Consider the following 17,075-nt stretch of genomic DNA (forward strand, 5'->3'; position numbering starts at 1 on the left):
AAGCGCTCCTGCAATCAACGGTTAATAACTAGAGTCTAGTTAAATAGAAAACGCTCTCCACCAGGGGGGCGTTTTTATTATGAAAAATAAATTATTGTTAATCAGAGTTTGAATTATAATATTTTTACTAGAAAAGGAAAAAGAAGTAAATACAGTAAATAAAGATAATATATGAGTCAAATAAAAGTTAAAAATTTCGGACCAATTAAGTCGGGTTTTGCAGAAAATAATGGATTTATAGACATTCGCAAAATTACTGTTTTTATCGGTAATCAAGGTACAGGAAAAAGTAGCATTGCTAAGTTAATTTCAACATTTAGCTGGTTGGAAAAACAGTTATATCGTGGAAATTTAGAAATAAAAGACGTGAAAAACTATAATAAGTTTATTAAAACATATTGTAACTATCACAATTTAAAAAACTATTTCTTGCCAGAAACTGAAATTGAATATCTAGGAAATGCTTTTAATTTTTCTTTTCAAGATAGGAAATTAAACATTGATTCCAGAAATTTTGAAGCAATCATTTTCAATAGTCTGTGTATTATTAATAATATTCCCAAAGAATATTTTGTACCTAAAATCATGTATATTCCGGCAGAACGAAACTTTTTTAGTGTTGTCAAGGGTGCTGAAAAAGTAAAAGGGTTGCCTCAATCATTATCTACTTTTTTTGAGGAATTAGAGCGTTCACAGCAGGAATTATCAGAAAGTTTGACCTTACCAGTGGGTGATGTAAAGTTGGAATTTGATCAAAAAAATAATACTTTAAATATTATAGGAAGTGATTATAAATTAAATATTTCCGAATCTTCAAGCGGGTTTCAATCTTTTATTCCTTTGTTTTTAGTTTCTAGAAATATTGCGTTATCTATTGGTCAAAATAAAGATTCTTCCCAAAGTGAATTGAGTGGAGAAGAACAACAAAGATTAAAAATAGAAATTGAAAGAATCCTATCCAATGATAATCTTTCTGAGGAAGTTAAAAAAGCTGCTTTAGAAGTATTATCTTCTAAATATAAAAATGAATGTTTTTTAAATATTGTTGAAGAAATAGAACAAAATCTGTTTCCACAATCGCAAAAAGACGTTTTATATAAATTATTAGAATTTGCTAACCTTACAGAAGGTAATACACTAATTCTTACTACCCACAGTCCTTATATTATTAATTATCTGACATTAGCAATCAAGGGATATCAGGTTTTACAGAAAATTATAGATTTACCAAACAGCAATTTACTAAAGGAACAACTAGAAAATATTGTTCCTCAAGCATCTTGTGTATCTGATGAAGATTCAATTGTATATGAATTAACAGAGACAGGGGAAATTATCAAACTTTCTACTTATGAAGGATTACCTACTGATGAAAATTATCTCAATTCTTTCTTAGCAGAGACTAATAACCTTTTTGATAATTTACTGGAAATTGAGGAACAAATATGAGTATAAATTTTTTTAAATCTACTTGTCAAAGTCAGACAAATCAGTATAAATTTGGACTTTGTGATGATCCTAACGAAGATCCTGCTTATATTGATATTGATGATTGTAGTAAATGGATTGCTATTGTTGAAAATAATCAAGAAATAGAGGTGATATTTACCGCTATTGATAACTGTATTGAAATTATCAGATCAGATGGTACAATGGATAATCGTTGTGATGGTATGCTGACTTACAACAATCATCTTATTTTCGTGGAATTAAAAGAGAAAAATTATAGAAATAATTGGGTTGTAAAGGGAGAGAAACAATTAAAAAATACAATTAATGTTTTTATTGCAAATCATGATTTAGAAATTTATAAATCTAAAAAGGCATATATAGCTAATAACAAAAAACCTACTTTTCAGTCTTCACAAATTACAAGAATGGATAAATTTAAGGATGAAACAGGTTTTAGATTAATCATCCAAAACACCATAGAAATTTCCTAAATAGGATTCTAATTTGATGAACTAAATTTATGTATCAATACCAAGATTTTATCATTCGCAATTGGCAAGAAAAAGACCGCATTTTTGCAGCCACAGTTATTAGTTCTATATTATCAGAATATGGTTTACCTTGGCAACCAGAAGAAGCAGACAAGGATGTATTAAATATTGAAGAATATTATTTAGCAACTGGTGGGGAATTTTGGGTAATTGAACACCAGAATCAGATTGTCGGGACTGCTGCCTATTATCCCATCAATCGCGGCGAAAAAGCTGTAGAAATTAGAAAAATGTATCTTTTACCAAAAGTGCGCGGTTTAGGATTAGGCAAATATTTATTACAACAACTAGAAACAGCAATTGCTTTACGGGGATTTAAGCAAATTTGGATTGAAACCGCCAGTATTTTAGCTGAAGCTGTTAAACTTTATGAAAGTAATGGTTATCTACCAACAACAGGTGTAGAAACTAGCAGATGTGATTTAGTCTATGTAAAATATCTATGATCAAGATATTCCAAAACCTTCTGAGTCTTTTTCTTAAATCCTCTTGTCCCCTGTGTCAGCGTCCTACACCCAGGGAACTTTGTCCATATTGCATCAAACAAATTCAAAGTTGTCACAAACCAAATCCTGCTTATTTATGGAAACAACCATTACCAATATTTGTGTGGGGAAATTATGGTGGTGCAGTCAAAAGAGCGATCGCTGCATTAAAATATGAGAATCAGCCACAAATTGGTTATGTGTTAGGAGAATGGTTAGGGGAATCATGGTTATTACATTCACCGCAACCACAACAACAGCTTTTAGTTGTTCCTATCCCTATGCACCCCAAAAAACAAAAACAACGGGGTTTTAATCAAGCTGCATTAATAGCTGAAGGTTTTTGTAATGTCACAGGATACAAATTGAAAATCAATGGTTTAGAACGCATCAAAGAAACTGAAGCACAATTTAGTTTATCCGCAGTTCAAAGACAAGAAAATTTAGTAAATGCTTTTGTGATTGGTAAAGATTTGCGTCGTCATCCCCATATACCAATCTTATTAGTGGATGATATTTATACTACTGGCGCTACTGTTAAAGCTGCTGTACAGACTCTTGAACAACATCAAATTACAGTCTTGGGTGTAGCTGCTGTTGCCACGACAAATAAATAAAAATCAAGCTATATTAGGTTAGTTACCCTGTATTTCTGGGAACAGTATTTCAATTTATGAAAAAGATTTTTGCAGTGGGTTTCAGAAACATCTTAATTATTTCTATTACATTGCTAACAATGGGGATTTGGAGCAAAACAGCCTCAGCACAAAATAAGTTATATAGCCCTATTCCGTTAACTAATTTGACAGAAATTTCTGATATCTTATCAAACAAAGATATTCCCACAGGACAAGGGGGATTTGCTCGTGATTATGCAATCAAATTAAATCAGGGTGATAATTTATCTATTGATTTGTCATCGGAAAACTTTGACAGCATTATTACACTATTAGCACCCAATGGTTCAACAGCAGGAGAAAATGATGATGCTCCCGACGGTACAAGTAATTCTCTATTATTTACCCGCATTACAGAAACAGGAACTTACATTGTGCGCGTTCATTCTTTTGGGGAAACTGGGGTAGGGAAGTTTAAACTCAAGGTGACAAAACTGCAACCTGTGAAGTAGGGTTTGCGCGTTCAATCCATCCTTAATTGGGTATAATTGAATTGACGAGTTAAACGAAATAAATTATGAAAATTCAAGTAATCATATATGAAGCAGAAGCAGGCAGTTTTTGATTAATTTATCACAAATTATACTCAATAAAACTAAGAAAATAAAATTTTATGTTTTCAATAGTCGGTTTTAACCGACTTTAGCTATAAGACAGGGAATTTATTCCCTGGATTTTGGAACATCAATTTTGAATATAAAAATCCGCTAATTATATATCTTGACAATAGCACAAAATTTCAAGATGTCAATACCCTAGTAAACTCGTTAGCTTATTGATTACATTCTCAATAATCTTGAGAATTAACTCAGAATATTCTCAATAAACACAAGGATGTGATTTTTTTGAAAAAGAGAGATTGAAAAAACTTATATGTCTGATGTCAGACTACCACGATATGCCACAATCCGAGAAACATCAATCGAAGTGTTACCAAATGATCAAGTCTGATGGTTGATGATTTACGAAGACCACTCATAATAAAATCTGGATTTTCTGGTCTGAGAATAATATCTGTATGAAGGGGATTTTCGGGAATACGGCTGGTGATGAGGGCAAAAATAATGTGCTGATATGCTCCAATTGTATTGGTTAGACAATAGGCAGGACGGACTTTACTGGAAGATAAATCGTCAAAGGGAAATTGAATTAAAACGATTTTACCCTTCATGAGCTACAGGTTGTCCATCTTTCAGGGTATAAATATCTTCTTCTGGATCATGCAGAAAAGCAAAGCTAGGGTTATTGGAAACAGCATCTAACCAAGTTTGTTCATTAAGTTCATCTTCTGGCATTAAAAGAATAACGCGCACAACCCTGTCCTTTGCTTGGGGAATGGGATGATCAAGTTTGATTTGCCCTTGGGTATTTAGGATACCAGTGGTTTCAATCGCACGCATAGCTAAATCTAAGAGGGGTGATTTTATTCTAACATTATTTGGCTCGTTTATTGTCGCATGAGAAATTAGTAACTCGCGGACAATTTGGCGATATTTAGCTACACAAGTATCAAGTAAATATTGCATAAATTCAATTAAAAATATTAAACTGAAAATATGGTTTCATCAGGTGGCAGCAATTCGTTTCGATAGGACTCAAAGGTAATACTATCTGCAAAACCTTGATGTTGCAAAATTAGATTTGACCAAGTTCTAGTTTTGTTTTCTAGAAATGTAGCTAATACAGTGCCTTCGTGAATGTCCTTTGGTATTTCAGCAAGTTGGATTTTTCCATCTTTATAAATTCCCTGAACAGTTTTTAGTATGGATTAATCTCAACCAATTGGGCGATCATTATTACTATCAATTGTACTACAAGACATCCCTTGTTATTGTTGGGGTACGTCCTAAATTAAATATATGTCATTATCATCAATTGAATGGGTGACGACATCTTGATTCCTTTGGGTTATTTTTATCATTATGACACATTTCACATTAGATAATTCTAGGTTATTTTTTTCAATCTTCTTCGTCAGCCTCTCTGATACCTTTTCCCAATCTTCTTTTAAGAATTTTGCAGTTTCTAATGTTCCTTCCGATGATATACCACCAAAAATTGTTACTTGTTTTTCATTTATCTTAGTTTTGCATATTAATCCCCAAAAAATGTTAGTACCATTATCAGAGTGATCTTGGTATGACAATTTTTTACCGGGCGAACTATTTATATTTATAATAATTTTCTTGTTTGTAGTATCCAATGTAAATAATCTATTTAGATCATTATTTGTTTGAAAATGAGATACTAATTTATTAGAAAGTAAACCTAAAATAATTAGACTTTTATATTGATATTTTTCGATTTCGGAAATGTCGATATCATCTGTATGAATTTTGTCTATAATATATTCTTTCGCTGCCAACAAACTAGTGATATAACTGAGAGATTTTATATCTAAAGTTGCCGTAAAGTTAGGTTCACTTAATTTTTTACCAGTATTTTGTTCTAGATCACTGTGTTTAATTTTATGTGCAAGGTATTTTGCATATTTATCTGTTTCATCTTCTTTTAACATATTTTTATCTATCTTAAATATCGTCATTGCTTTATCTATTGTGTCGTTAATATTAATATTTGGATAACTTTTGAAAGTTATCCTAATAATTTTCTTGATATAAGCTTCTCTTATCTTTTTTGCATAGGTATGTTCTGAAATGTTCTTGGAATATTTAATATTTTCAAAAATTTTAGATATCAAGTCCGAGAGTTTACAATTTGGAGTTTCTATTATGTATTGTATTTCATCCATTATATCATCTACATCTACATTTTCATTTCTGTCTTTGTTAGTTATATGGTTAGAGCTAAGTAAGTATTTTATTAAGTTTTTTAACTTACTCTTGTCGATATTCTCATTGTCCATTATTTTGTCGATATTGCTCCTTATTGTTTTGAATAAATCGTTATTGTCCCTGTATGCTTCATATAAACTGGTTGTTATTTCTGTAAGAAACGACATCGGAAAAGCCTGAATCTGAAGTATTATATGATTAATTAAAAATTCTTTTGGAAAATAATTTTCACTATGAAAATTAGGATTTTTTAGTATGTGATTTATTACAGAATCTAAAGATTTCAATGGGAAATATGGGATTACAATTGCAACATCATTCTTATTATTTATAGAATAAGAATCAAACCCAAAAAAATCATCGAATGCTATTTTTTTATCTTGTGTTGACCAAATTTCAGCTGCGCGAGTAAAAATTGCTACTAGTGAAGCAGTAAGCAAAGCCCACTCTAAAGTAGTAATTCCATTCCATACTTGACAACTAAGTTGTTTGTCCATCGGTAAATCGAGTTTAGCACAATAATCATTTTTTGAAAAAAAGCTTGCCTTAATTATTGTAGTTATCAATATTACAAGAATAGAAAAAATAGCCACATACCAAAACTTTCTGTACCCAGTTCCAAGTTTAAAAAATGGACTAAAAAATCTGAACAATGTTTTTCTAATATCTTTCAACATAATCCTTTTATCCTTCATTGCTTTTTGGTTTCAGTTTTAGCATACAAAAATTTTAGTATTTAAAATATTTAAAACAGACATTTTAGTTATAAATTATAGTTACAAAATACACTAAATTAACTTCATAGTTGGTTTACAGGCAACTACTCAATAACCCTCTTTCATCAATTTGGCTTTTCCAGGCTATATTTATCCTTTCCTCAAGATTTCGGCTCAATAGCACCATACCGAATATTATCAATGAGTTATTTCTAATCAAAAAAGTGTCACAAGAGTTGCATTAAAAGACTTTGCTAAAAAAATTATGCAACAAACTGGTAGATATATTTTTTATCACTCTGTCTTCTAAGTCGAGATAGTGCTAATTGCACACAAAAATAACGCTTCAGTCCACTCCACCACAGCGCCATAGGTATCTCCCGTATGTCCACCTAATTTATAATTAAACCAAGCCGCAGTCACAATAGAAATCACACTCCCAGCTAAAACTATCCCCACAGCTAAAACTAAATTCTGCGGATTCATTACCCAAATAACACCACTTAAACCAATTAATAAAAACCAACTTGGAAATAAATCTAAATAAGAACGAATAGCTTGTTTATGAAATGCACCCTTACCAGTAGGTTTAAGATAAGGATAACAGGCGATCGCTACTTGTTGTCCCCAACGTCCCCAGCCACAACCAGCCATTAACACTAAATAATGATTTTCGGCTATATCTGTTAAAGCAGTAATTTTCAAAATAATAATCATAATAGCAGACATTGCCCCAAATGCACCAGTAGCACTATCCATCATTACCTGCAATCTACGTTCAGAATCACCTACTGCTAAACCATCGGCCGTATCCATCGCTCCATCTAAATGTAACCCTCCCGTTATTACTATCCACGCACATACTACCAAAGCGTTACGGGTTAACACTGGGACACTCAAATAATTCATTCCTATATCTAAACCAGCTAAAATCCCACCAATCATTAACCCAATGATCGGCGCGAAACAAGCAACCCGTTGAAAGTCCAAATTTTGCACATAAGGCAAGGGAATAGCAGTATAGAAAATCACAGCCGCAACTAAATTTAAGAATTGCTGTTGCCACCAGCCCAAAACATTAGCCATACTTGAGAAAGAGTTTAATTAACTAAATGCTGCCAGTATTTATGAATATAGATTTTCTCATCATCAACTACCCCCAAACCAACAATCTACCACCAATAATCAGCCCATTATCCCCTAAACTTGATATTTTAGAAATATGGGAAACTAACAATCTATCTCATTGATGGTCTGGCTGCGTCGTCACTCACCTTCCATAACCCACTATTTTTCTATGAGTTATCATCTACCCGACACGAAAATACCAGCGCCGTGCATAGTCAACACGGGCATAGTAGTTAACAAACTCGATATCCGCAGATTGCTGAATGATTTAGGTAGAGTCCACTACATTTACACCCAAGACCACAAACTACTGAGTGAAGGTGATGGGGATGTAATAGAAGTATTCGCTAATTCCCGTCGCGCTACCTTAGTTACCAACAATTCGCTATATCTAAATGTAGATAGTTTTGATTATCTGGAATTAAAACAGTCTCCACAGCCAGAAACCTACTTTGACTTGATTCAAGAGCAAATGTGCTTACGGTTAATTCCCCTGTCCACACCGCTGCAAGAACGACGCAATCGCCAATTTAACTTTACAGTTATAGAAGCGATGATGGATGAAGTCCTCACAGCTAGATGGGATGCAGAAATTGATGATGACTGTTATGATTCCTTCTAACAGGGTAATCATATCTTCTCCAGGGGAATATTGGATTGCAGGGTGTCACCCCCACAAGACAAAAGCCCCCACAAACTACCCCAAGTAGTCGAGAAAATGTTAAGTTGGTGGATAAATTTAGCCAAATCCTATTTTTGTCTTGAGCGCCAATTTTTCCTTTGAAAGTCTCGCTACCTGTAGCCAGACCAAAGCTAGAGCCGGAATATTTTCTACTCCCCACGGAATTGTAGAAACACCCAGGTTTATGCCTGTGGGAACATTAGCTAATGTCAAAACTATCACCCCTGCCCAACTGGGAGCAACAGGAGCGCAGATGGTTTTAGCTAATACCTATCATTTACATCTCCAACCGGGAGAAGCCATTGTTGCTGGTGGTGGTGGATTACATAAGTTCATGGGTTGGTCTGGTCCCATGCTCACCGATTCCGGTGGATTTCAGGTTTTCAGTCTGAGCGAAATGCGAAAAATTACTGAAGAAGGTGTAACTTTCCGTTCTCCTCATGATGGGCAAATCATTAAATTAACGCCAGAACGCTCTATTGAAATTCAGAATATTTTAGGGGCGGATGTGATCATGGCTTTTGATGAATGTCCTCCCTATCCTGCCACTCGTCAGGAAGTTGAAGCCGCCACTGACCGAACCTATCGCTGGTTAAAACGCTCTATATCCGCCCATCAACGCCAGGATCAGGCATTGTTTCCCATTGTCCAGGGGGGAGTATATTTAGACTTACGCGCCCGTGCTGCTCAAGAATTGGCGCAGTTGGATATGCCGGGATATGCCATTGGTGGGGTCAGCGTGGGTGAACCAACGGATTTAATGGCGCAAATTGTCCAAACTACAGCGCCGTTGTTACCGCTGAATAAACCCCGTTATTTGATGGGTGTGGGAACTTATCGAGAAATGGCCATTGCGATCGCTTCTGGTGTAGATTTATTTGATTGCGTTATTCCCACCCGCTGGGCTAGACATGGAACGGCTATTGTCTCCGGTGAACGCTGGAACATCAAAAATGCTAAGTTTCGTGAAGATTTTACACCATTGGATACAACTTGCCCTTGTTACACCTGTGAAAATTTCAGTCGGGCTTATTTATCTCATTTAGTGCGATCGCAGGAAATATTAGCATATACTTTGTTGACTATTCATAACATCACCGAATTAATTCGCTTTACTCAAAAGATTCGCGCATCAATTTTGAGCGATCGTTTTGTTACCGATTTTGGTCATTGGTTAGAACCATCAGCAATTGATTTAGAAAAAACTGAGGACTGATCATTGAGCTAATCATGATAAAATATATCTCGCATATAAAATCTGTATTTGATTATTAGGTGGATTTAAACAAACATGGAAGCAGCACTATTACTAGCGAAATTGCCTGAAGCTTACCAAATCTTCGACCCCTTGGTAGATGTTTTACCTGTTATTCCCGTCTTCTTCTTGTTACTTGCATTTGTTTGGCAAGCAGCAGTGGGTTTTAGATAAATTACCCATTGCCAATTTTTTGGACAGGTAACATCCACCTGTCCTATTTTTTGGTAAAATTAATAGTTCTTAATATTTTGCAAGAAATCCATATAATTAATCCAGTCACATACTAAATTACCAGGAAGCTACGATGGGAAATATCAAATTTGTTAAAGAAAATCAAGAAATAGTCGCCGCAGATGGTGCTAATCTCCGACTTAAAGCTGTAGAAAATGGCATTGATATATATAAATTTTTCGGCAAAATGACCAATTGTGATGGTGCTGGACAATGTACTACTTGCGTTGTCCAAATCACTGAAGGATTAGAAAACCTGTCTCCGCGTACAGATTTAGAAACCAAAAAATTCAAAAACAAGCCTGATAACTACCGTCTCGCTTGTCAAACCTTAGTTAATGGACCCGTGACTGTTATCACCAAACCTTAAAGGCTGATAAAAAAATTTGGCTTCACTCTGTCATGGATGATGCTATTCTAGAATAGTTGACTCGAAATTACACAAAAGGCTATCTTGCTATGCAAGTTAATGATTTGGGTTTCGTAGCGAGCATTTTGTTCGTATTAGTACCCGCCGTGTTTTTAATCATGCTTTACATCCAAACCTCCAAGACTGAAGGTTAATTAACAGCCTTGCGAACAGCTATTAGCTTTTGTGAGCATTTTAAAATCGGTGGAAAAGATAGTTAATACTTGGGCTATAAAATAAAAACCCCCCTAAACTCATATAGTGTAGGGGTTTTTATTTAGTCATCGCTAATATGAAGACATTATCCAATAGTGCGTGCCAAGAGAACTGGACAGGTAGCATTAACACGAACATAGTCAGATAAAGACGAGCCAATGAGCCGATCTATATCAACAAAACTCTTAGCAATAGATGGGCGACGGTCCGGGGAACCAATCAATAATAAGTCTATATTCAACTCATTAGTTAAACGACAAATTTCTTCCCCAGGTTTACCACTGCTAGTAATACAACGCACTGCTACAGATTGCTTTTCTGCCTCTGCCACAGCCATTCCTAACACAGAATTTCTCTCTGGTTTAAGATCAGTAATACCTGATAATTTACCACCTAAATCTGCATTAACATTAGCTAAAACCAATTGTCCACCCGCAACACCCCTAAGTAAGAACAAAGCCAAATTTAAAGAGTTTTTGGCAGATTCAGAATTATCCATGGCCACCATAATGCGCTTAATGTTTTTGACATAAATGTCATCTTTCACTAGCAACATGGGACGGGAAGACAGTTGGAAAACGTACTGACTGACGGAATTGGAGAAAATAGATTGTAGCCGCTTCATTCCCCGTGAACCCATAATAATCAAGTCAGCTTCCATTTCGTCAGCGACTTGACAAACTACATCCTTGGGATCACCTTGACGTAAAATAGAAGAAACTTGGCTGGGGTCTAAGTTTAAATACTGAATAGCCTTAGCGAGAATTTTGCCCCCTTCTTCCCATTTGTCGGTCATTACAGCCGCAGTGCTTTGTGGGGTGACAACGTGGAGAACTGTGACCTTTGCTCCTCGAAATGAAGGTAGTTCTTTCAAGTTCTTGAGCATTTCTTCCGCGTGTCCTAAACCGGAGACAGCCAACAAAATTTTTTGGATCATTTTTCCGTCTTTGTCGTGAAGGTTTTTGTGGTTTTTGCTGCTAGTATTGAGCTATGGCTGCGTCAGGCAAGCTATCAGAATGTTTTTTTCTGATGTGCTAAATAACCAAGTTAAGTATTTAGGCATAAATTAACTGATTAGCAGTAAAACTAATACCAACAAGCAGAAGAGTGATTAATATTAAGTTTATTTACGCCTAACTACGTGAAGTGACAACCAGGTTGCCTATCATTCATATCATACAACTAATTGTGTCTAATGAAATTAATAAAAGATGATGTTAGTTATGATTTGTCATCTATGTTAATTTTTTTTAATTTAAGTTAATTATTACCATGATCATTTTTCGGAAATTAAACAACAAATAGCAGAATATCAAGCTTATGCTGAAAAAATGAGAGCAAAAATACCGTTTATATTGTCAGCATTCAGCCGTCAATTTTCAGCTTTTCGTAAAAAGATAAATTTAATTTCTGCTTGAGATTTACAGGATTGATAAAATCAAAAAAATGAATTACCAAGTTGTTAATCAATTAGATGAAACCCAAATTTCCGAACTTGTGGAATTATACAAAAATGAGTTCTGGAGTCACAACCGAACATATCCAGGTGTTGTCAAAATGTTAGCTGCATCTGATATTATCATCGCTTTAGTAAATGAGGAAAAAGAACTAATTGCTTTTTGTCGTATTTTGACTGATTTTGTTTATCGCGGAGTTCTTTATGATGTCATTGTTAAACCTAGTTACAGAAAAATGGGATTTGGTGCTAAGTTATTAGATGAAGTCGTTAATCATCCCCAATTAAAAGAAGTTGAAAATATGGCTTTGTTCTGTTTACCAGAGATGATACCATTTTATCAACAGTGGGGTTTCACTAATGAAGTTGTGAACTTAGAATTAATGTATCGTTATCAATAATATATCAATCCTTGAGAATTCTCTAATTTGATCATGTCTACCCAAAGTCTAATTCAAAGTATATATACAGATGGCGCTTGCACAGGTAATCCTGGCCCTGGTGGTTGGGGTACAGTTGTCTATTTTCATGATGGTTCAGTGCATGAAATGGGTGATTCATCCCAGCACACCACTAATAATAAAATGGAAATGCAAGCTGCGATCGCTGCCTTGGAATTTTTCAAATCATCTCGACAAACTGAACCTATTACCCTGTACACAGATAGTAAATATGTCATTGATTGTGTGACAAAATGGGTAAAAGGCTGGAAAAAGAACGGCTGGAAAAAAGCAGATGGGAATCCCGTCCAAAACCAAGACCTCCTAGAAATTCTGGATCAACTCAATAGCCGACTGGTACAATGGGAACACGTTCGCGGACATTCTGGTAATATTGGCAATGAACGCTGTGATGTCATTGCGCGTTCCTTCGCCAACCATAAAATCCCTCACCTCAAACAATTATTACCTGGACTTCTTCACGAAAATTTACCTAAAATTGGGGAAATAAGCCCAGCAAAAGTATCTAATGATCCAATAAACTCTACAATAACTAATAAAAACACACTAGAAAGCAGTCCGTCTGCATCAGATACAAGCACTATGGAACTATCTACAACACCAACTGCGACTACAACCAACGAACAACCCACGGAAATCAGGGTTTTACAACTTCGCAACTTGGTGGAAACCTTACGGATTGCAGACGAAATTGCCGAAAAAGGCTACCTAATTACCAGTTCAGAATTAGCAGACTTAATGGGTGTTCACTCTAGCGCCGTTACCAGCCGAGGTGATGAATGGCGGTGGCGAAATTGGATAGTTTCACGGGTAAGACGGGAAGGAAATCAAATTCTTTGGGAACTCGAACGTGGGGACAAAATAGCCACAGAAATAGATTGAAAAATATAATTTTTGATTTTCCTTAAATCTTAAAACCCGTAGGGGCGCAGGCTATGCGCCCTTGATTGCATTTCAAGACCTTTGATTAAGCTCCTAACATTTGTAAATTGTGCAAAGTGGCATAAAATCCTTGTTGTTGTAGCAATTCTTCATGACTTCCCTGTTCAATTAATTCCCCCCGTTTCAACACAAAAATCCGGTCTACATTGCGAATTGTTGAGAGACGGTGAGCAATAATAATTGAAGTCCGTTGGATTAACAACTGATTTAAAGCTGATTGAACTAAAGCCTCCGTCCCCACATCTAAACTAGCTGTGGCTTCATCTAATACCAAAATTTGGGGATTACGAATAGCCGCCCGCGCAAAGGCTAAAAGTTGTTTTTGTCCACTAGAAAGATTTGTCGCCCGTTCTCGTAATTGAGTATCATAACCTTGGGGTAATTGGTTAATAAACGTCGCTACATTCGTCTTTTCTGCTGCTTGTTGAATTTCTGCAAAACTGTAATTATCACCTAAAGTAATATTACTTTTAACATCACCAGCAAACAAAAAAGCCTCTTGCAAAATCACCGTCATATAACGTCGTAGTTCCACCTGGGGAATCTCGCGGATATCCACACCGTCAATCAGAATGCGTCCTTGGGTTGGTTCATAAAGACGACATAACAGGCGAATAATTGAACTTTTACCGGCACCTGTGGGACCAACTAAAGCCACCTTTTCCCCTGGGTGAATGGTAAAGTCTAAATTCTTAATAACGTAATCATCATCTTTATAAGCAAAGGAAACATTTTCAAACTTAATTGCTCCCAAAGCCGGAACGGGTGTAAAATCTTGAGATTCTAACTTAGAAAGTATCTCATTAATATAGCCAAATTCAAAATCTACATTTGAACTTTGAGGCTGAGAATAATCTTTAATTTCAATGGGTTCATCTAAAATATCCACTACTCTTTCAATAGCCGTAAACCCAGATTGAATCACCGTAAACTTTTCCGCAAAATTCCGTAATGGTTCAAAAAATTGTTGGGCATATAAAATAAATGCTGATAAAATCCCAAAGGAGATTTGTTGATCTAACAATAACCAACCACCTAACCATAATACTCCAGCAATAGCAATTAAACCAACCCATTCTAAGGTTGCAGAAACTGCGGAATCATACCAAATGCTAATATCTACTTCCTTAATATAACGTTGGTTAGCAGCTCGAAATAACTCAACATTAAATTTTTCGCGGCGAAATAATTGAACTATATTAATCCCGACAATATTTTCTTGAAGTTGAGAATTGAGTACAGAAAGTTCTTCCCTGGTTTTATAATTAGCCCTTCGATACCGCTGTTGAAAATAAATTATCAACCAAGTTATTGGCAAGAGGATGAATATCAACAAAGAAGCAAGTTGCCATTGAATAGAAAACATCAATCCTACAATTACTACCATAGATAGTAAATCAGAAACAATGCCTACAGCCCCAGTGGAAAAAACATCTCCTAAACTTTCGACATCACTCGTTAGTCTAGTAATCAATTTACCTACAGGTGTCTGATCAAAAAACCGCACAGCTAAAGATGTTACATGAGTAAATAAATCTTCACGAATATCTGCTGTGATTTTTTGCCCTAATTTTTGCACTAAATAACCTTGGACACTTATTAATACTAAGCGGATAGTAGTTGCAATGAGCAACATTCCAATCAGGATATTTAAACCTTGCCATAAAGGCATATTTTGCAGAAATTGATATGTACTTGGTTCTTTGCGAATTAACGAAATTGCCTGTCCCACTAATAGGGGTTTGATAGCACTAGCAACAGCAATCGGAACAAGCATTAACATGGATACTGCTAATAGTTTGCCATGACGACGACCATAGGGAACTAAGCGTAAAAATAACCGCCAGTCATTTTCTCGACGACGGTATTCAGGATTGGATTTAGTTGGAGATGGAGAGATGCCCATAAATAACAATTTAGGAGGAAAATAATGTAAAATTCTGTCCTGGGAGACTAATTTTTTTCAAAATTTAAGCCATTGATTTCTTGACATTTGGCCTGTGCGGCTTGATAAGCTGTCAAATATTCTAGCCCCCCCAACATAACATCACCATAATAATCATAGGGGGCTTCACCATAAATAGGTAAAGGATCATCCTCTGGATAATCTTCTTTGGATTCTTCCACAATGGCTTTGAGTTTTTTGGTACTTAGAGCTTGAGCCGGAAAATAATAAAGTTCTTGGGGATTTTTTTGTAAATGGGGAAGTGTCGGATCTATAATTACATCATTAACTTCAATCCAACCATGTTCAACTGGTTTATAGGGTTGACCAGCAAATACTAAAAAGCCTTGGATATACTTTGCCCCTTGGGTGATTAAAACTGCTTTATAAGCATTATCAAAAGGTTTTTTAGCTTTACTTTTGATGGCTTTGGCAATTTCATGAGATAGGGTTTCATCTAATAATTTGTTCATGGGGTAAATTCTCCTTTAATTATTTTGTCAATTATTAATATACACTGTATTAGGCAATTTTTAATCACCTGGACTATATAGCGATCCTAAATTAGTTATGAAAAACAAGATCCCCGACTTCTCTAAGAAGTCGGGGATCTGACTCTGGGAATGTTCACAAATCAAATAGGATTACTATATGCTAATTATTGTTGATATCCGATAATTACCCCCTTTAATCCCTCGATACTTTGGGGGGAAACCAGAAAATCCAGTCCCCTCCCCTTTGTGAGGCTATCGTGTACACACAAGTTATACTCGAAACGGCTGGATTGTTTGATTCTAAACGTAGGGGTAAAGCAAGAGCTTCATTGGTGTCAACTTAACCTAAAACCCATAGCCCACCTGGGAATGAATTCCCAGTCTAATAGCAGAAGTCATCTGAAGATGACTAAATAACCCGGAAATTTTTGAGTAAACTTTAGTTTACTTTCGCTATTAGCCCGGAAATTCATTTCTGGGTGGGTGTGGAAGCCAACAAATAAGCCATCTGTAGCCTAAGTTGACACCAATGGGGTGGGGTTAATTCCTTCAACACCGCATCAGTAAAGGGATTTTTCCCCGCCTTCAAATCCCTAATTTGCCCTTTTTGGACAACACTTCCTCACTCCGCTAACTTGCGTTTAGCTTTGCCTTTGTTAGCAAACTCCTCTGCTTTTGCTTGGGGGTCAAATTGTAAATTTTTATCCCATTCTTTGGCTTGACGGAAATTAGCTAAAGCCCCATTCAGATCATCATTTGCTGCCAAGTTCTCACCTTGGATCACTAACACCGTTGCTGCTAATAATAACCGAGATGGAGTTTGGCAATCCTTTAATTCTGCCAACACTTGAGGATTACCAATCAAATAATTATTCAGCAAATTGCAACCACTGGTGACTAAATTATCTAAATCCAAATCCCATAAAATGATCGTCTTGTCAGCACTCCCAGAAGCCAGTTTTTTGCCGTCGGGGCTAAATCCCACACTCCTGACCTCACGCTCATGACCTTTCAGGGTATTCAGGACTTTCCCTGTGGTCACGTCCCAGATTTTGATCGTCTTGTCATCACTCCCAGAAGCCAGTTGTTTACCGTCGGGGCTAAATCCCACACTATAGACCAAACCCTCATGACCTTTCAGGGTATTCAGGACTTTCCCTGTGGTCACGTCCCAGAT

The 17,075-nt window shown here is 35.8% G+C and carries 20 protein-coding genes; 12 read left to right on the plus strand and 8 right to left on the minus strand.

Annotation, left to right across the window (positions count from 1 at the left end; all coding sequences use genetic code 11):
- Positions 1-171: 171 nt before the first annotated feature.
- Genes FJR06_RS07025 through FJR06_RS07045 form a run of 5 tightly spaced genes read left to right on the plus strand, consistent with a single transcriptional unit; the run spans position 172 to position 3,617 of the window.
- A complete protein-coding gene (locus FJR06_RS07025) occupies positions 172-1,449 on the plus strand; it encodes an AAA family ATPase (RefSeq protein ID WP_168651115.1) in 1,278 nt (425 codons plus the stop codon).
- Positions 1,446-1,943, plus strand: a complete 498-nt coding sequence (locus FJR06_RS07030) for a hypothetical protein (protein WP_168651116.1) — start codon at positions 1,446-1,448, stop codon at positions 1,941-1,943. Before FJR06_RS07025 ends, FJR06_RS07030 begins: the two co-directional genes overlap by 4 nt.
- 29 nt (positions 1,944-1,972) lie before the next feature.
- Complete coding sequence (locus FJR06_RS07035; RefSeq protein ID WP_168633684.1) at positions 1,973-2,449, plus strand: GNAT family N-acetyltransferase; 477 nt, start codon at positions 1,973-1,975, stop codon at positions 2,447-2,449.
- Positions 2,446-3,105, plus strand: coding sequence for a ComF family protein (locus tag FJR06_RS07040; RefSeq protein ID WP_168651117.1), 660 nt, complete (start codon positions 2,446-2,448; stop codon positions 3,103-3,105). Before FJR06_RS07035 ends, FJR06_RS07040 begins: the two co-directional genes overlap by 4 nt.
- Positions 3,106-3,161: 56 nt before the next feature.
- Positions 3,162-3,617, plus strand: a complete 456-nt coding sequence (locus tag FJR06_RS07045; RefSeq protein WP_168651118.1) for a PPC domain-containing protein — start codon at positions 3,162-3,164, stop codon at positions 3,615-3,617.
- 431 nt (positions 3,618-4,048) lie between these two features.
- Here the strand turns inward: FJR06_RS07045 and FJR06_RS07050 are convergent, their stop codons facing one another.
- The 4 genes from FJR06_RS07050 to cobS all read right to left on the minus strand — a co-directional run bounded on the left by FJR06_RS07050 (position 4,049) and on the right by cobS (position 7,762).
- Entirely contained in the window at positions 4,049-4,336 is a 288-nt protein-coding gene (locus FJR06_RS07050; protein ID WP_015079952.1) for a type II toxin-antitoxin system PemK/MazF family toxin, read from the minus strand.
- Complete coding sequence (locus tag FJR06_RS07055; protein WP_200863818.1) at positions 4,326-4,691, minus strand: hypothetical protein; 366 nt, start codon at positions 4,689-4,691, stop codon at positions 4,326-4,328. Before FJR06_RS07055 ends, FJR06_RS07050 begins: the two co-directional genes overlap by 11 nt.
- A gap of 320 nt (positions 4,692-5,011) precedes the next feature.
- Positions 5,012-6,637, minus strand: coding sequence for a hypothetical protein (locus tag FJR06_RS07065; protein WP_168651119.1), 1,626 nt, complete (start codon positions 6,635-6,637; stop codon positions 5,012-5,014).
- Between the two features lie 345 nt (positions 6,638-6,982).
- Entirely contained in the window at positions 6,983-7,762 is a 780-nt protein-coding gene (cobS, locus tag FJR06_RS07070) for an adenosylcobinamide-GDP ribazoletransferase (RefSeq protein WP_168651120.1), read from the minus strand.
- A gap of 211 nt (positions 7,763-7,973) precedes the next feature.
- Here cobS and FJR06_RS07075 point away from each other — a divergent pair, with 211 nt between their 5' ends.
- From FJR06_RS07075 to psbM, 5 genes are all read left to right on the plus strand, one after another.
- Positions 7,974-8,426 (plus strand): hypothetical protein, encoded by a 453-nt coding sequence (locus FJR06_RS07075; RefSeq protein WP_168651121.1) that lies wholly within the window; start codon positions 7,974-7,976, stop codon positions 8,424-8,426.
- 139 nt (positions 8,427-8,565) lie between these two features.
- A complete protein-coding gene (gene tgt, locus FJR06_RS07080) occupies positions 8,566-9,702 on the plus strand; it encodes a tRNA guanosine(34) transglycosylase Tgt (protein ID WP_168651122.1) in 1,137 nt (378 codons plus the stop codon).
- Positions 9,703-9,777: 75 nt separating this feature from the next.
- Positions 9,778-9,915 (plus strand): photosystem II reaction center protein K, encoded by a 138-nt coding sequence (locus FJR06_RS07085; RefSeq protein ID WP_006195022.1) that lies wholly within the window; start codon positions 9,778-9,780, stop codon positions 9,913-9,915.
- Between the two features lie 133 nt (positions 9,916-10,048).
- The gene (locus FJR06_RS07090) at positions 10,049-10,345 is read left to right on the plus strand and encodes a 2Fe-2S iron-sulfur cluster-binding protein (RefSeq protein WP_168651123.1); all 297 of its coding nucleotides are present in this window, start codon (positions 10,049-10,051) and stop codon (positions 10,343-10,345) included.
- 89 nt (positions 10,346-10,434) lie between these two features.
- A complete protein-coding gene (gene psbM / locus FJR06_RS07095; protein WP_015079946.1) occupies positions 10,435-10,539 on the plus strand; it encodes a photosystem II reaction center protein PsbM in 105 nt (34 codons plus the stop codon).
- A 146-nt stretch (positions 10,540-10,685) separates the two neighbouring features.
- Here the strand turns inward: psbM and FJR06_RS07100 are convergent, their stop codons facing one another.
- Positions 10,686-11,537, minus strand: coding sequence for a universal stress protein (locus FJR06_RS07100; RefSeq protein ID WP_015079945.1), 852 nt, complete (start codon positions 11,535-11,537; stop codon positions 10,686-10,688).
- A 509-nt stretch (positions 11,538-12,046) separates the two neighbouring features.
- Between FJR06_RS07100 and FJR06_RS07105 the strand changes: the two genes are divergently transcribed.
- A complete protein-coding gene (locus FJR06_RS07105; protein WP_015079944.1) occupies positions 12,047-12,457 on the plus strand; it encodes a GNAT family N-acetyltransferase in 411 nt (136 codons plus the stop codon).
- Positions 12,458-12,490: 33 nt separating this feature from the next.
- Complete coding sequence (rnhA, locus tag FJR06_RS07110) at positions 12,491-13,399, plus strand: ribonuclease HI (RefSeq protein WP_015079943.1); 909 nt, start codon at positions 12,491-12,493, stop codon at positions 13,397-13,399.
- A gap of 85 nt (positions 13,400-13,484) precedes the next feature.
- On the opposite strand, the gene FJR06_RS07115 is transcribed toward rnhA, so the two are convergent.
- The 3 genes from FJR06_RS07115 to FJR06_RS07125 form a co-directional block, all read right to left on the minus strand.
- Positions 13,485-15,365 carry an ABC transporter ATP-binding protein gene (locus tag FJR06_RS07115; RefSeq protein WP_168651124.1) on the minus strand — a complete coding sequence of 627 codons (1,881 nt, stop codon included), beginning with the start codon at positions 15,363-15,365 and terminating at the stop codon, positions 13,485-13,487.
- A 47-nt stretch (positions 15,366-15,412) separates the two neighbouring features.
- Entirely contained in the window at positions 15,413-15,877 is a 465-nt protein-coding gene (locus FJR06_RS07120; RefSeq protein ID WP_168651125.1) for a hypothetical protein, read from the minus strand.
- Between the two features lie 643 nt (positions 15,878-16,520).
- Positions 16,521-17,075 (minus strand): WD40 repeat domain-containing protein (locus tag FJR06_RS07125; protein ID WP_371723558.1); only part of this gene is annotated, 555 nt, incomplete at its 5' end.

The sequence above is a fragment of the Dolichospermum sp. UHCC 0352 genome, assembly GCF_009711925.1.
Lineage (GTDB): Bacteria > Cyanobacteriota > Cyanobacteriia > Cyanobacteriales > Nostocaceae > Dolichospermum > Dolichospermum lemmermannii.

Coding starts and splice junctions, on each gene's coding strand:
- FJR06_RS07025 (WP_168651115.1), top strand. CDS start 172: ATGAGTCAAATAAAAGTTAAAAATTTCGGACCAATTAAGTCGGGTTTT.
- FJR06_RS07030 (WP_168651116.1), top strand. CDS start 1,446: ATGAGTATAAATTTTTTTAAATCTACTTGTCAAAGTCAGACAAATCAG.
- FJR06_RS07035 (WP_168633684.1), top strand. CDS start 1,973: ATGTATCAATACCAAGATTTTATCATTCGCAATTGGCAAGAAAAAGAC.
- FJR06_RS07040 (WP_168651117.1), top strand. CDS start 2,446: ATGATCAAGATATTCCAAAACCTTCTGAGTCTTTTTCTTAAATCCTCT.
- FJR06_RS07045 (WP_168651118.1), top strand. CDS start 3,162: ATGAAAAAGATTTTTGCAGTGGGTTTCAGAAACATCTTAATTATTTCT.
- FJR06_RS07050 (WP_015079952.1), bottom strand. CDS start 4,336: ATGAAGGGTAAAATCGTTTTAATTCAATTTCCCTTTGACGATTTATCT.
- FJR06_RS07055 (WP_200863818.1), bottom strand. CDS start 4,691: ATGCAATATTTACTTGATACTTGTGTAGCTAAATATCGCCAAATTGTC.
- FJR06_RS07065 (WP_168651119.1), bottom strand. CDS start 6,637: ATGTTGAAAGATATTAGAAAAACATTGTTCAGATTTTTTAGTCCATTT.
- cobS (WP_168651120.1), bottom strand. CDS start 7,762: ATGGCTAATGTTTTGGGCTGGTGGCAACAGCAATTCTTAAATTTAGTT.
- FJR06_RS07075 (WP_168651121.1), top strand. CDS start 7,974: ATGAGTTATCATCTACCCGACACGAAAATACCAGCGCCGTGCATAGTC.
- FJR06_RS07085 (WP_006195022.1), top strand. CDS start 9,778: ATGGAAGCAGCACTATTACTAGCGAAATTGCCTGAAGCTTACCAAATC.
- FJR06_RS07090 (WP_168651123.1), top strand. CDS start 10,049: ATGGGAAATATCAAATTTGTTAAAGAAAATCAAGAAATAGTCGCCGCA.
- psbM (WP_015079946.1), top strand. CDS start 10,435: ATGCAAGTTAATGATTTGGGTTTCGTAGCGAGCATTTTGTTCGTATTA.
- FJR06_RS07100 (WP_015079945.1), bottom strand. CDS start 11,537: ATGATCCAAAAAATTTTGTTGGCTGTCTCCGGTTTAGGACACGCGGAA.
- FJR06_RS07105 (WP_015079944.1), top strand. CDS start 12,047: ATGAATTACCAAGTTGTTAATCAATTAGATGAAACCCAAATTTCCGAA.
- rnhA (WP_015079943.1), top strand. CDS start 12,491: ATGTCTACCCAAAGTCTAATTCAAAGTATATATACAGATGGCGCTTGC.
- FJR06_RS07115 (WP_168651124.1), bottom strand. CDS start 15,365: ATGGGCATCTCTCCATCTCCAACTAAATCCAATCCTGAATACCGTCGT.
- FJR06_RS07120 (WP_168651125.1), bottom strand. CDS start 15,877: ATGAACAAATTATTAGATGAAACCCTATCTCATGAAATTGCCAAAGCC.